This window comes from Rouxiella silvae (assembly GCF_002093625.1).
Taxonomy (GTDB): Bacteria; Pseudomonadota; Gammaproteobacteria; order Enterobacterales; family Enterobacteriaceae; genus Rouxiella; species Rouxiella silvae.
On record NZ_MRWD01000051.1, the window covers coordinates 1 to 13641 of the forward strand.

The 13641-nt window shown below is 49.6% G+C and carries 12 protein-coding genes and 1 pseudogene; 10 read left to right on the forward strand and 3 right to left on the reverse strand.

Going from position 1 to position 13641, the window contains the following annotated elements:
* Nucleotides 1–70: 70 nt before the first annotated feature.
* The 4 genes and pseudogenes from BS639_RS18635 to BS639_RS18650 all read left to right on the forward strand — a co-directional run.
* Nucleotides 71–538 (forward strand): annotated as a pseudogene (locus BS639_RS18635) (GIY-YIG nuclease family protein); the annotation flags it as partial.
* Between the two features lie 55 nt (nt 539–593).
* Complete coding sequence (locus tag BS639_RS18640) at nt 594–1004, forward strand: hypothetical protein (RefSeq protein WP_084984015.1); 411 nt, start codon at nt 594–596, stop codon at nt 1002–1004.
* Between the two features lie 19 nt (nt 1005–1023).
* On the forward strand, nt 1024–1737 hold the full coding sequence (locus BS639_RS18645) for a YoaK family protein (protein WP_084984016.1): 714 nt from the start codon (nt 1024–1026) through the stop codon (nt 1735–1737).
* 115 nt (nt 1738–1852) lie between these two features.
* Nucleotides 1853–2548: a CTP synthase C-terminal region-related (seleno)protein gene (locus tag BS639_RS18650; protein ID WP_456153890.1), complete on the forward strand. Its 696-nt coding sequence runs from the start codon at nt 1853–1855 to the stop codon at nt 2546–2548.
* A gap of 98 nt (nt 2549–2646) precedes the next feature.
* Here BS639_RS18650 and BS639_RS18655 read toward each other — a convergent pair whose 3' ends face one another.
* Complete coding sequence (locus BS639_RS18655) at nt 2647–2892, reverse strand: biofilm development regulator YmgB/AriR family protein (RefSeq protein WP_055769997.1); 246 nt, start codon at nt 2890–2892, stop codon at nt 2647–2649.
* A gap of 454 nt (nt 2893–3346) precedes the next feature.
* On the opposite strand from BS639_RS18655, the gene BS639_RS18660 reads away from it, so the two are divergent.
* The 3 genes from BS639_RS18660 to idi all read left to right on the forward strand — a co-directional run bounded on the left by BS639_RS18660 (nt 3347) and on the right by idi (nt 4782).
* A complete protein-coding gene (locus BS639_RS18660; protein WP_055770001.1) occupies nt 3347–3616 on the forward strand; it encodes a hypothetical protein in 270 nt (89 codons plus the stop codon).
* Nucleotides 3617–3824: 208 nt separating this feature from the next.
* Nucleotides 3825–4226 carry a hypothetical protein gene (locus BS639_RS18665; RefSeq protein ID WP_055770004.1) on the forward strand — a complete coding sequence of 134 codons (402 nt, stop codon included), beginning with the start codon at nt 3825–3827 and terminating at the stop codon, nt 4224–4226.
* A gap of 4 nt (nt 4227–4230) precedes the next feature.
* The gene (idi, locus tag BS639_RS18670) at nt 4231–4782 is read left to right on the forward strand and encodes an isopentenyl-diphosphate Delta-isomerase (protein WP_055770007.1); all 552 of its coding nucleotides are present in this window, start codon (nt 4231–4233) and stop codon (nt 4780–4782) included.
* Here the strand turns inward: idi and BS639_RS18675 are convergent.
* Entirely contained in the window at nt 4751–5467 is a 717-nt protein-coding gene (locus tag BS639_RS18675) for a Type 1 glutamine amidotransferase-like domain-containing protein (RefSeq protein WP_084984018.1), read from the reverse strand. The two genes, idi and BS639_RS18675, sit on opposite strands and share 32 nt — an antisense overlap.
* Nucleotides 5468–5549: 82 nt before the next feature.
* On the opposite strand from BS639_RS18675, the gene BS639_RS18680 reads away from it, so the two are divergent.
* Complete coding sequence (locus BS639_RS18680) at nt 5550–6248, forward strand: extensin-like domain-containing protein (protein ID WP_084984019.1); 699 nt, start codon at nt 5550–5552, stop codon at nt 6246–6248.
* On the opposite strand, the gene BS639_RS18685 is transcribed toward BS639_RS18680, so the two are convergent.
* Nucleotides 6245–7429, reverse strand: a complete 1185-nt coding sequence (locus BS639_RS18685) for a M20 aminoacylase family protein (RefSeq protein WP_084984020.1) — start codon at nt 7427–7429, stop codon at nt 6245–6247. The genes BS639_RS18680 and BS639_RS18685 overlap by 4 nt on opposite strands.
* A 489-nt stretch (nt 7430–7918) precedes the next feature.
* Between BS639_RS18685 and BS639_RS18690 the strand changes: the two genes are divergently transcribed.
* Complete coding sequence (locus tag BS639_RS18690) at nt 7919–10702, forward strand: WG repeat-containing protein (protein WP_084984021.1); 2784 nt, start codon at nt 7919–7921, stop codon at nt 10700–10702.
* Complete coding sequence (locus tag BS639_RS18695) at nt 10699–13581, forward strand: WG repeat-containing protein (RefSeq protein ID WP_084984022.1); 2883 nt, start codon at nt 10699–10701, stop codon at nt 13579–13581. Before BS639_RS18690 ends, BS639_RS18695 begins: the two co-directional genes overlap by 4 nt.
* The last annotated feature ends 60 nt before the right edge of the window (nt 13582–13641 follow it).

Below are 13641 nucleotides of genomic sequence, written 5' to 3' on the forward strand. Positions count from 1 at the left end.
ATCTCCTCAGGGGACATAATCAGTATGCCGGAAGATCTCTAAAAGTGAATGGTTCGCTTAAGAGGGATGCTTACAGTTAGAGCAAGAAATTGAAGATGTTCACAAGCAGTACGAGAGAGCAAAATCAATGGCTCAGATGACTAAACAGGGGCATGTTTATGTTATTTCTAACATTGGGTCGCTTGGCGAAAATGTCTATAAGATAGGGATGACCCGTCGCCTTGAGCCGCTCGATCGTGTTAGTGAACTAAGCGGCGCAAGCGTGCCGTTTGAGTTCGATGTGCATGCCATGATCAGTTGTGACGATGCGCCAGCACTTGAATATGCTTTGCATTGCAAACTGAGTGATGAGCGCATGAATAAGGTTAATATGCGCAAAGAGTTCTTTAAAACTGACTTAAGTAAAATAATTCAATGTGTTGAGGAGCATCACGGTAAGGTTGAGTATGTTGCAGACCCTGCTGCCTTGCAATATTACCGCTCACTAGAGATCACAGAAGAAGCGCAGAATAACAAAGAACTATCGATGGTGTCTTAATTTTAGTCATTCACCACACAGACCCGCCACGAGCGGGTTTTTTTATGGAGTTTTTATGCCGGTATCTATTTCTTCAAAAACGGATGACCTGTTTCAAACACTAAATTCCCACGCTGCCGCTGTATCAAAAAATACCCGCGTAGCGATACCTGGCACTATCCAAACTTTCGATCCGGACACTATAAGGTGTGTTGTTTTACTTGGGGTAAAAGTCGCTACAACAGTCGCCAAGGGCGTTATGACAGTATTCCATACTTGTGCGGATCGGTCGTTAATATCATCGATGGACACCATGCTAATATTTAACGTAGCCACGATCTATCTCTCGAATGTTTTCACGTCTGCCCAAAAAATCTGCCCGCAGTTACGCAATGCTAACGAAGATAATAGGGAACTCCGATTGGCCTGCGAACTCTTTAACCGCTTGTTGATCATCAAAAATAGGCAGATTATATCTGCAAGTTGAATTTCATACGGTAAGCATTATGCTCATCAGCATTGAGGAGGCCCGTAATAATAGCGCCGACAGTCGCTTGGCCTGTACTCTCGCTGCGGTTGCTGGAGCTTTAAATACGGCGGCATTTGAGGCCGTAGGTTTTTTCTCTGCCAATATGACAGGGAACGTCTCTTCACTATCCGATCACCTCGCCAAAGCAAGCTTTGGTCCCGGCATGTTTTTTCTATCAATCGTCGGTATTTTCATTGCCGGAGCGGCTTTCTCCACAACTCTCATCAATGCGGGCCGTAGGAAGAACATTCGTTCCATCTATGCTCTTAATATCCTGATTGAAGGCGTCGCACTCGTTCTGTTAGGCATTGTTGAGACTTGGTTAACGCCGCTTTCTCCTGCTGTTGTGCTGATCCTGAGTCTTAGTTTTTTAATGGGTTTACAGAATGCGGTCGTTACGCGGATCTCAAATGCACGTGTAAGAACAACCCATGTCTCAGGGACATCCACCGACATTGGCATCGAATTAGCGATGCTTCTTGATGTACTGAGAAGGAAAGAATCACCCAAAGACGCGCCACTTTACCTCGATAGGCTCAGGCTGCATTTTTTTACCCTAATGGCGTTTCTCGCTGGCGGAGTGGGAGGGATATGGCTCTTTCGCTTAATAGGCTATCGTTTTTTAATTTTAATTGGATGCCTGTTAGTGTCTCTGGCCTTGAACGCCACAATCAGAAAGCATTCCACGTAAACAATCAATAGCTGCCTACCGGCGGTTTTCTTGTTGCCTAATATTAACCACAACTTCCCCTATTGAAGCTTTTTAAGCGCTGCTGTAGCATCCCTTTTTACCTACACAGGAAGTGATGATGAACTCGCAAATCCGTATTGCTTTGGTTGGTGATTTTCGTTCTGAAGTGGTTGCCCACCAGGCTATTCCTCTCGCTGTACAGCTCGCCGCTGATTCTCTGCAACTCAACGTTTCTGCCGAATGGCTCCCTACCCCTAGTGTGACAGATGCTTGCGTATTGGAAGCGTTTGATGCTATTTGGGTGGTGCCAGCGAGTCCCTATCTACACGATGAGGGTGCTTTCTTGGCAATCACTTGGGCCCGCGAAAACAATATCCCTTTTCTGGGGAGTTGCGGTGGTTTTCAGTATGCAACCGTTGAATATGCTCGCAATGTATTGGGCTGGGAAGATGCAGCTCATGCTGAAACTGATACAGAAGGCCGCATGGTGATTCTGCCATTGGTCTGCTCTCTGATTGAGAAAACCGGTGACATTCGTATTAAAGAAGGTTCAGTTATTGCCAAGGCATACGGCCAGCTCAATACCCATGAGGGCTATCACTGCAGTTTTGGGGTGAATCCAGATTTCGTCTCGGAACTCGAGGATTATCCACTTCGTATTACTGCTTGGGATAGTGAGGGGGACGTGCGGGGTATTGAATTGCCTGACCATAAATTCTTTGTTGCTACACTGTTCCAATCTGAGCGTGCGGCCCTTCGTGGAGAGCTTTCGCCGTTAGTTGTTGAGTTGATCAGAGCCGCCAGCCAATAATCTAGGCGTTAGTTTTGGCATATTACAAGTGCCAATTCTCAGAGTGGATAACTTTCATCACAAGACACACGCTTTTACCGTGTCCTGTGATGGAGGTGTCATATTAGGTCATCTGGCGTTTTATAAACGACGCTTTCAAGCGCATTTCTATAGACATCCAACTGCACGACATCTGTTTCAATCTCTAAAAGCTCAAGAAGTTTAATCATAATCGCTTTGTTGCTGATGAGTTTTCCATGGGTGGAAAGCTCAATTTTTATATCTTGGATAACTTCTAGTTCGCTTCTAAGGACTTTTGCACGAAAAGGGGAGTTATTTAACTCAACGCTGTTAATTTGAGACATTGTTTAACCCCAGCAGGAGTAAAAAAATACCACTGAAGGTGGAAATCAAGTGACACCTTCAGTGGCAATGCAAAGCATCTTCGTTACGAGCTCCATTGAGCTTCAATAAACTTATACATAAATTCCAACTTGTACAACTTATGCGTGAGCATTTTGTGCTATTTAACTTAACTTAAGCAGTAACTTCCGCATCTTATAGATTTGTAAGGAGTTAAAGGAAACTTAAATTTATTAATAAGTTGCCGTTATAGTGGCGTAATGAACAGAGTGTATGCGAGTGCGGGAAGGTTAAGGATCGCCACGCGGATCAGATTTTTGAAAAAACTCCAATCAAGGGCGCAAATAAAAATCACGGAATGATCTACGCTTACGGCAAGTCAGTAAATAAAACGTGGTAACAATCTGCATAAGACAGATGTGTTCGTGAAAACCCTCATCCAAAAGGAACTGAAAAATGAGCGAAGCAATGTTTGAGCAAGCGCCATTACAACTGCTAACACAGTTTACATTGGGTGACAAAGTCACATTGGTGACTTTTCCCGTTGGAAATCCACCGGTTAGCTACCGGTTAGAGGCAAAGATCACTGAAGCAGATGACGGCAACTTTGAAGGAGAGATAACGAAGGTGATACCCTTGGGTCGAGAGGAATTTTCGCAGCAACACTTTCATGCTGGCGGACACGTTGAGTTCCAAAGTGGAAATATTCTGGGAAACGCACCATAAGAATATATTCGCGTTTTAACTTTCGTTAAATTAGAGGCCTTCTCTTCTCTGCACTGAGGGTTAAGTTGATTATTTTCTTTGGTGCAGTTTGAAATCAGAAATCGCCGATTCAAGCATAATGAGTACTCTGCCACGGTTTAGCTCTGTGAACTTTGTATCGCTGCATTGGCGATAAATTTTTCTTTTGTTAAATCGCGGAGACTCTAACGTGCGAAAGTTAATCCTGATTTGTGCTGCGCTGGTGATAGCAGGATGCTCAAGTGGCCCCTATGAGCCGACTCAACAGGTTCTTCAGGCCTACACCACACAAAAACCGAATACCACTAAAATCCGCGTACACCGCAAACCTCAACTTTCAGGATCTATTCTTGATGAAAGCTGTCCGTTAATTGTGTATGTCGACGATAAAGAAGCGGCGGGTCTCCAGAAGAATCAGTACGTTGACCTGTACTTGCCTAACGGTGTGCACAGTTTGAAAGTGAAATTTTCCTGTGCAATTACCCCCATTGATAAAGCTATGACCATTGAGCTCGATGGCACGCCGCAGACCTACGAAACGGCTTTAAACACTAATGCAACCGAGCGCTATAGTTTGACTAGAGTGAAATAACGTTATGTCCCTGATTATGCAAGAAGAACGCCTGATTCTGGTTGATGAACAGGATAATAAGGTCGGCATCGGCAGTAAGATGCAGGTACACCAACAGGGTGCGCTGCATCGGGCATTTTCGGTGTTTATTTTTGATAGTCAGGGACGGCTAATGTTACAGCAGCGCGCCAGCGGGAAATATCACTCCGGCGGGCTGTGGACCAACGCCTGCTGTGGGCATCCACGGCCCGATGAAAGCAATCTTGAAGCGGCAACGCGACGTCTAGATGAAGAAATGGGGTTCACCTGTACATTGCAGGAGGTTGATCAGATTTTATATCGCGTTGATGTTTCAAACGGCCTGATCGAAAATGAATACAATCATACCTTTATCGGGTTGTTCAACCGTATACCGGCTCTTAACCCTGATGAAGCGGAAGGATGGAAGTGGATGACAGTGTCCGATATTTTTGACGCCATCAACCACTCGCCTTTGCAGTTTACCGCATGGTTCAAAGTCATTCTGGCCCATTTTGGCCAGCAGGCTATCGAGCAGTGGGCGGAGTATTTTCGCTAAGCGATACCCGCGTTTTTCCTTCACTCGCTGCCTCTGTCCTGATTATTTTATGAAGTTTTCCATCACGAAAATGCAGGGCGACGCCATCGTCTGCGGCATAAGCAGGTAAAATATTCTGCTCTGCCAGCAGGGCATTAAAAGATGCTTCACGCCCTGCTTCCGCACCAAAGTGCGGACACATTACGCCTGTAATTAAACCAAGACCAGGTATCAGGGAATAACCTCCGCCCGAGTCCGAATGCCCCAAATCAAACCAGCAAATGGCTCCTGCACTGACTCCGCACAACACCGCGCCTCGACGCATCGCTGATTTTACCAATTGGTCGATTGAAAACTCCCTCCAGATAGCCAGCATGGCGCGAGTATTACCGCCTGCAACAAAGATTACGTCTGCCTTAGAAATCAGATCATCGACCTGATTTGACGTAGGGTAAGGCGTCCGAAACAGTGCCAGACTGCTTACCTCATATCCCGCAGAAGTGAATTTGTGCTCAAATTGCTCAATTCTCTCCGGCATGTCACCGCTGGCGGTTGAAATGTAGAGGATCCGGGGTGAATCTTTGTGAGTTAAAGATAAAATGTAGCTGTCGATAGGGGTTATTTGCTGGAGATCTTCATCACTTTCGCCACCAATCGCGACTATATTTGCCTGATTCGATACAACGGTATCAGCAATCGCTTCCATCCTGACCTCTCCTCAAGTAAAACGCATATCTTTCACTATAATAGAAAATTCGAACTGCAATCATCGCCAGAGGAGCAAGGGTATGCGTTATATCCTCTTTGCGTTATTTTTATTGGTCGTAGGGGTGACAACTTTTCCCTGGTTGAAAAGCCAACTCCCTGAGCAATACAATCCTTTCACACCGTTGTCGGTGACCGATCCGCCTGGCCTCATTACTCAGTATAAACTCAGAAGATTAAGCAAAAATCAGGATGCTTGTCTGGCCGTGCTAGACAGAGCAAAAGCTGATGGATTCATTAATTTCCAAACCGTTGCCTCTTCGCAGGGACAGTGTCCACTTAACGGCGCGGTGCGAGTACTAAACTTTGGGTCAGTTTCACTGAGCTCAAGTTTTCTGGCCAGTTGCCCTTTGGCGGTTAGCACGGCGATGTTTGTTGCCCAAGCGGCAAGTCCAATGGCGCAAAGTGTATTGGGTGAAAAGCTGACTCGCATCGATCATCTTGGCAGCTATGCCTGTCGTAATATCTATCACCGTGCGCAGGGGAGGCTTAGCGAACATGCCACGGCAGACGCATTGGATGTCGCCAACTTCAAAATGAGCGATGGAGAAACTGTCAGCGTAGCGGGAGGATGGAAACAGGAAGGGCGAGAGTCAGACTTTTTGCATCAGGTTTTTGCTACGGGATGTCCGTTTTTCGGCAATATTATCGGTCCCGATTATAACGCAGCGCACGCCAATCATTTTCATCTGGGCATGCGCTGGTTTGGCTTCTGTCGTTAACTCGGGCTATTCAAATAACGTTCAACCAAGCGGGTCCAGTAGGCCACACCAAATGGCAAACTTTCGTCATTAAAGTTATAGGCTGGATTATGTAACACCGCACTGTCGCCATTGCCCAGACGCAAGAAGCAGCCCGGTTTTTGCTGCAGGAAATACGCAAAGTCTTCGCTGCCCGATATTGGCGGTAAATCGGCAACCACGTTCTCTTCACCCAGTAACTCTTGCGCGACCTGAGTGGCAAAGTCGGTTTCCTGTTGGTGATTAACCAAAACAGGATAGCCGGGCACATACTCAATCTCGGCGCGCGAACCGTAGCCTTCTGCGTGGCTGGTCACCAGTGAGCGAATACGCTGTTCAAGGATTTTGCGTACGCCAGCGTCAAACGAACGGACGCTCATTTCAAGGCGTGCTGAATCAGGAATAACGTTGGCAGCATGACCGGAATGCAGTGAGCCGATGGTAATCACGGCAGTTTCATTAGGATCGATGTTACGTGAAATCACGCTTTGCAGTGCGACGACCAGGCTGCTGGCAACCAGAATCGGGTCTACCGTCATATGCGGGCGTGCCGCATGTCCACCTTTGCCGTGAACGGTGATGTTAACGGTGTCGCAGGCGGCCATAAATGGGCCTGGGCGGAACATCATTTTACCGACCGGATAGCCAGGATGGTTGTGCAGACCGTAGACGGCATCGCACGGGAATCGGTCAAACAGGCCTTCAGCCAGCATACGCTCGGCGCCGCTGTTAAAACCAATTTCTTCCGCCGGCTGGAAAATTAAATGTACGGTGCCTGAAAAGTTGCGGCTGCGCGCCAGCTGTTGTGCCGCGCCAAGCAGCATAGTGGTGTGGCCGTCGTGACCACAGGCGTGCATTTTTCCGCTTGCCTGACTGGCATACTCCAGACCGGTTTGTTCTGTAATCGGCAGTGCATCCATGTCGGCGCGAATGCCAACAGAGCGGGTGCCGGTGCCCACTTTTAAAGAGCCTACTACGCCGTGGCCGCCTATGCCGGTCGTCACTTCAAAACCTAATGCATGCAGCCTGTTAGCCACCAGTTCGGCCGTTTTGGCTTCTTCATTGGATAATTCTGGATTTTGGTGCAGATGTTGGCGAATCTCACGCAGGCCAGATTCAAGGTCGGCCACGTCAGCAACGGTGCAAAGATTTTTATTATTCATGTCAGATAATCTGTCTCTTTTAAAGAGGGTCAGCCCGGCGGATCCGAGCCACGACGTATTTAAGTCTACAGAATGCAATGGATGAATCTGGTTGGCAATGCCCACGGGGCACATCTCATGCAGGACGGGGTATCTCCCTGTATCTGATTGAAAGTGTAGGAGAGCGTGTTGTAAAAACCCCCTGCGGGCGCAGCCTGTTGTGCTTGAACAAAGTGCGCGAGGGAAGAGTCGGTGCACATTGATAAATTTTAAAGTTCTTAAGTCAAAAATAGGGTTTTTTTACACCCCGATGACGTTATAAAGTGTATTCATTGGTTACCAGCTAATAAAATAGCTGCTTTTTCTTGCACAAGCTGACACCCTATAAGAATCAGCGAACAAAATTCTATTAAACTTTATTATTATCGTATTTTCGCTGCCTGCTGTGCCTTGAGAACGATTGCGGGCCTCAGCGTCAAATTTCATCATTTTCAGTCATAAGGGAATCGGATGATTTATTCCGAAACACTAAAACATGTCATGAATTTCAGTGCGTTGACACTGGTTCTGGCCGCCGCCTTCAGCACTCCGGCTCATGCTGATGAAGCTTGGTTACGTGCGTGCGCCAATGCAAAAACAGCCGACGGCTGCCAGCAACCTTTCCAACAAGGATTGGCACCGGTATTAATGGGCTCAAGCCGCGATGAACAGGGGCTTTGGGGCTACATTGATACGTCCGGAAATATGGCTATTGAACCCACTTATCGCGAAGCGCGCGGTTTTGTGAACGATTTGGCTGCGGTTAAAAAAGACGACTTGTTTGGCTATATAGATGTAAAAGGCAATTTGGCTATTGCACCACGCTTTACGCGAGCCACCGATTTTAACACTCAGGGCACAGCGCTGGTGGTCACTGACAATCGCCTGGCCCTGATTGACCGCAAAGGCGCGGTGATAAAAACGCTGCCGTTTGCCGCGTCTTTAGACTCAGAGGGCTTTAAGCAGGGCCAGTCTTTGGCCAGCGTACAAATGCAGATTTCTCCGGCTCTGTGGAACGCCTCCACCGGCCGTTCTCTGGCGTTGCCCGATGACGTAATGAATCTTGACGAGCCGCAGTCGGGGCTGATACCCGCACAGGTGCGTGATACGGGACAGAGTGGTTATTGGGGCTATCTCGACGACAACGGCGGATGGGCAATTGACCCGGTTAAGCTCAAAACGCGTAACGAGCCGGTGCTCAATGGCGATGTTGTCGCAGTGAAAGGAAAGTCAAGTTGGACATTTGTCGATAAATCCGGCGTGAGTCTGAGCAAAGAGCAGTATAAGTCAGTTAAGCCTCTCAGTTCAGGCAGTTGGCTGGTAGTCGATGCAAACAATACTCAGCAATTACTCAGCAATAAATTAGAAAAGATTCAGGATATTCCGGCCGATCAGGCAGACGTTTTTCACGTGTGGGGCAATTGGTTAGTCGGTAAAGGCGCTAAGGGTATCGTCATGATCGGCCCTGATAACCGCGTTATTGATGTTAAAGCCACTCGGCCTCAATGGCTCAGTCAAAATGGTCATTTATGGATACTGCAGGCCGATAGCCGTGCGGGTGAAGACAAATCTGCTCAACTGGTTCAAATTTATGACGCCAATGGGGTAGGGCTCGTTACACCGTCGACACTGACTGCGCTTAATGAGTACAAAGTTCAACCGTTGGATACCCGATCGCTTGAAGACGCCCCTGCCAACAGTCAATCTGCTGGCTTGCCTATGGCGTTGTTAACGCCTATCGACAAACAGAAAACTCCTTCTGTACTGACTGCCCAAGGTGAGATTTTCACCAGTCCGCAGTGGGCTACAATTGGGCCTGTCGGACTGCGTGGCCCATTAGTCGTGAAAACCGAGAATGGCACCGTAGGCGCGATTGGTCCCAATGGCCAATGGGTGATTCAGCCTAAATTTAAACAAATTACCCCTTTTGATGGCGCCTATACTTGGGCCAGCATAGTTGATGACAAAAACGTTGAAAGCCGCAAGGTGATTGACTCTCAGGGCAATGTTATTGATATTCCGACGCGCGTGATTCAAACCGCGCAAGGCATCTCCGGTACTGACCTGCTCTACACCCAGGGTGACGACAGCGCACGTCGCTGGGGCATGTGGGACATTACTGCCAACAGCGCCAAAATAGCGGCACAGTTTACCCAGCTTGAATCTTTCCACGACGGTTTTGCTCTCGCCAAAGTTGATTCAGGATGGGGCGTCATCGACGCTAAGGGTCAGTGGGCAATTGCACCCGATGCGGCCCGCAGTGGTAAACCCCAGCCGGTTGGCGACAGCATTTTCCTTGTTTCCGACGGTGACCAGCCAGGAGAGCACAGCGACAGCAACCGTCGTTACAGCCTGTATAGCGCCGTGACGGGTCTGGCCTTGGCCACGGATTTAGTCAGTAATCCCCAAAAGGTGGGCGACAGTCATTGGCTGATTCAGCCGTCGAAAGGCGGGGTCGGTTTAATGGACGATGACGGCCGTTCGGTGGTGAGCAAAGAGATCGTGCCTGAGTCCGTTCACGTAGCGGGTAACTGGGCGTTGCTGCACTTTGGCCCGCATTTCGGTGCCATTGACAGTCAGGGCGACTGGCAAATTGCACCGATTTATTCGGCTGCACTGAATTTTATTGCGCCGCAGAACTGGGCGAGCGCCTTGAGTGACAAGCGCATTACTCTGATTGATGCCAACGGCGTCGAGCCTTTGCAGGATAAAGAGGGCGCACAGCCGCTGGCCTCTATGGACCGCATTGCAATGAATGACGATAACACCGGCGAAACGGTACTTTACGATACGCAGGGTAATGAAATTCAACGTTATTCTGGTTTAAACAGCATAGCCGTTGCTCTGTCGAGTGAAGGTATGGTGCCACTTCGCGGCAGCAATGGACTGTATGGTTTTATCGATTCTAATGGCAAACCCCTGATTGGCGCCTATTTTACGCAAGTTGGCGCGATGAAAGACACGCGTGCCAAAGCAGTGAAACAAGATACTTACGGTGCGCAAATCGGCTATATCAACGGCTCGGGCACGTTTGCGCTGCTGCCGAAGTTTGATTGGGCCACAGATTTTAGTGAAAAACGCGCTTGGGTGGCGGCAAAAGGGTCGGTACAGCTGATTAATACTGACGGTGTCGTTCAGGCGCAATTGTTGTTGCGATGCAATCAGCGGGTTATTGCCGATGCCAAAGGTAAGCAAAGCTGGCCTGCGAAAACGGTAAGTTGTGCCAGTTCTACGCAGGCCGGGGGGGCACAATGAATCTCATTAATAGCAGACCAATCGCGCGCGCCGTTCGTCAAATGTTAACCGCCGGTGGCGCGCTGGGTCTGATGGCGCTTGCACTGCCGGTGCTGGCGGCTGAAACTGACGCCTCCTGCTTTGCGCCTGACGCCACCGCTGAGGGCACGCAGCGTGCCGAATTGGCCCTGCCTGCCACGCAAAATATCTGTATCCGAGCGGTGCACGAGGGGCGAGCAGCCGTACTGCTCCCTGACGCACAACAGGCCATCGATGACGTCGCGCTGACTAAAGGGCTGAGCGGCCACCGTTGGGGATTCCTCGACAACCTGGGACAACTGGTTATTAAACCTATTTTCGAACAGGTTGGGGATTTTCACTACGGGCTGGCGGCTGCTAAGCAGAAAGGCAAGTGGGGCTACATCGATTCAACCGGAAATTGGGCGATTCAGCCTGCTTTTGACAAGGCAGGGACATTTACTCAGGTTGAACTTGCTGTGGTGATTAATGCAGGCAAACCGGAGATTATTAATCGCAAAGGTCAAACGGTTGGGAAACCACTCGATGAGCTGGTGGATGACGTGCAGCTTGGCGACGGTAATCCTGCTCGACTGGCGCTGGATTACAAAACGGTGTTGCTCTCGCCGGACGATCAGCGTCACGTCGCCAGCGATAAAATGGAAGTGAGACAACCTTTTGGTCAAAGTGACTTGTTTATTGCGCGGGACAGCGATCGCGGCTTTGGTATTGCCGATCAAAATCTGGCATGGCGCATTAATCCGCAGTTTAGCGATATTACGCTAAGCGACGTGAACAGCACGCTGGCTATGGCTAAAACGCCAACAGGCGTGCAACTGATCCGCGCCGATGGTTCGCTGGTTGAACAGGTTTATCAGTCGGTAAAAGCGCTAAATAGTCATTTCTGGCTGGCGAAAGCGGCAGAGAAAAATAGCCTGCTGGACAACAGTGGCAACCTGCTTGCCTCTTTAAGCGATGAGGCTGTCGCGGGATTGACCATACAGGGCGATTTTTTACTCGATAATAGTGCCAAAGAAAACCTGGCTGTATATGTACCGGGTAAAAAACAGCCGGTGGTACTGCCAAAAGAGAGCACACCTTCCGATCAGCCGACCGGTCCTTTTCTGTTGACGACGCACGGTGAGCAAAACAAGGTCAATGCGATAATCTCCCCCGACGGAAATCTGATTGGCGGAGGTCAGGCCGTCAATTGGCTGGCACAGGTGAACAATGCGGAGGTGATCAATGGTCGTCTCTGGCTGCATGACGATCGCGGACAGTTAATCAACATTGTTGATCACGCAGGTAAAATGCTGCTGAGTGCGAAAAATGTTTCGCTATTAAACGACTACCGGATCCAGCCGCTCAATCAACCGAAGAGCGAAAGCAGTGCACCCTTAGCGCTGGTCCGTCCCGATCCTGATGAGCCTAAGCCGGGCACCGGATTTATTCGCGCCGACGGCAGCGTTCAGCTCGAAAGCAAATGGCAGGACATTCAGGCCGCCGACAGCAGTGAGTCAGCGCAGGGCGGCATGGCCCAGCAGTTTATTGTTAAAACTGCCCAAGGAACCGGCGTGATTGACGCGCAGGGGAAAACCATTATTCCTCTGACCGAAGACAACATTGCCCCTTACGTTAACGGCTACGCCTTTGACTATCAGGAGGGAAAATTGACTGTCATTGACGCCAGCGGTAAACATTTTGCGCTGCCCAACGTCTTTGAACTGCAGTCGATGGGCAACGGCTGGTTCCGGTTCCGCGAAACGGCGGCCGAAGGGGCCGCGTGGGGTATTTACGACGTTGTGAGCCAAAAAGTCATTGCCGAGCCTGCCTATCAGTCGGTCGGCACCTATGCCAACGGGTTGGCCGACGTTCAACTACCAAACGGCCTGTGGGGCATTATTGACGCGACAGGTAAAGCGCGAGTGGCGGCCGATTATGCCAGCGTGCGTCGTATTAACAACGCACTTTGGCAGCTGAGCTTGCCGTTGAAAACGGCAGAGCAAACGCCTTCAAGCATGCAGTCGGCGATTATCGGCAACGACGGCAAGGAGCGGATAGCACCGACTACCGATCTGAGCGTCAATCAGTTCAACGATGGGCGTATTCTTGCCAGTTCGGCCGAAGGTCAATCGTGGCTGCTCAACGCGCAGGGCGATATTGAACTGCACGAGCAGCAGACGAAGATCACCGCCGTGGGCGATTGGGTGAAACTTTCTCGTCAGCCGCAGATTGGTTATTTAAACTCACAGGGTATTTGGCAGATACAGCCGCAAATTTTACCCAGTTCGGCGTTTGTGAACTCGCGTGCGCTGCGCATTCAGCCACAGGGCACCGAGCTTATCGACGAGAAGGGCGCGCGGGTAGCCGCCATGCCTGAAGGAAATTGGGTTCTGCCGGAAAACAGTGATATGTCACTCTCTTATGATAGCGACGACGGCAAACCGACCACTCGTTATGTGGACTCAACCGGCAAGCTGGCGATCACCGTCTCAGGCATTGGCAGCCGTATGCAAGGCGGTCAGGCGGTATTAACCAAATCTGATGGCAGCAAAACCTGGATTGACGCACAGGGACATCCGGCACCTTCGGTGAACTTTGCCGATCTCGGGGTGATTTCCGAAGGGCTGGCGTTTGCCAAAGTGGGTGAAGATTACGGTTTCGTTAATGCGCAGGGCAGCTTTGTTATTCCTCCGGTATTTAAGGCCGTCTCTGCCTTCAACAGTGGCGTGACGATAGTGTCGACCCGGAAAATGTCGATGATGGTGGACGCGACCGGCAAACCGCTGGCGCGCGTTGACCGTGAATGCGGTGTGCAGGTACTTTACGGCAGTGGCAATGTCCGTCAGTGGCCACAAAGCCTGCCGGTTAAGTGCCCGTGATCGATTATTAAAATTTCGTGCTAGTGTTTACAGGGTGAACTCTGTAGGCCGGTTAAATTA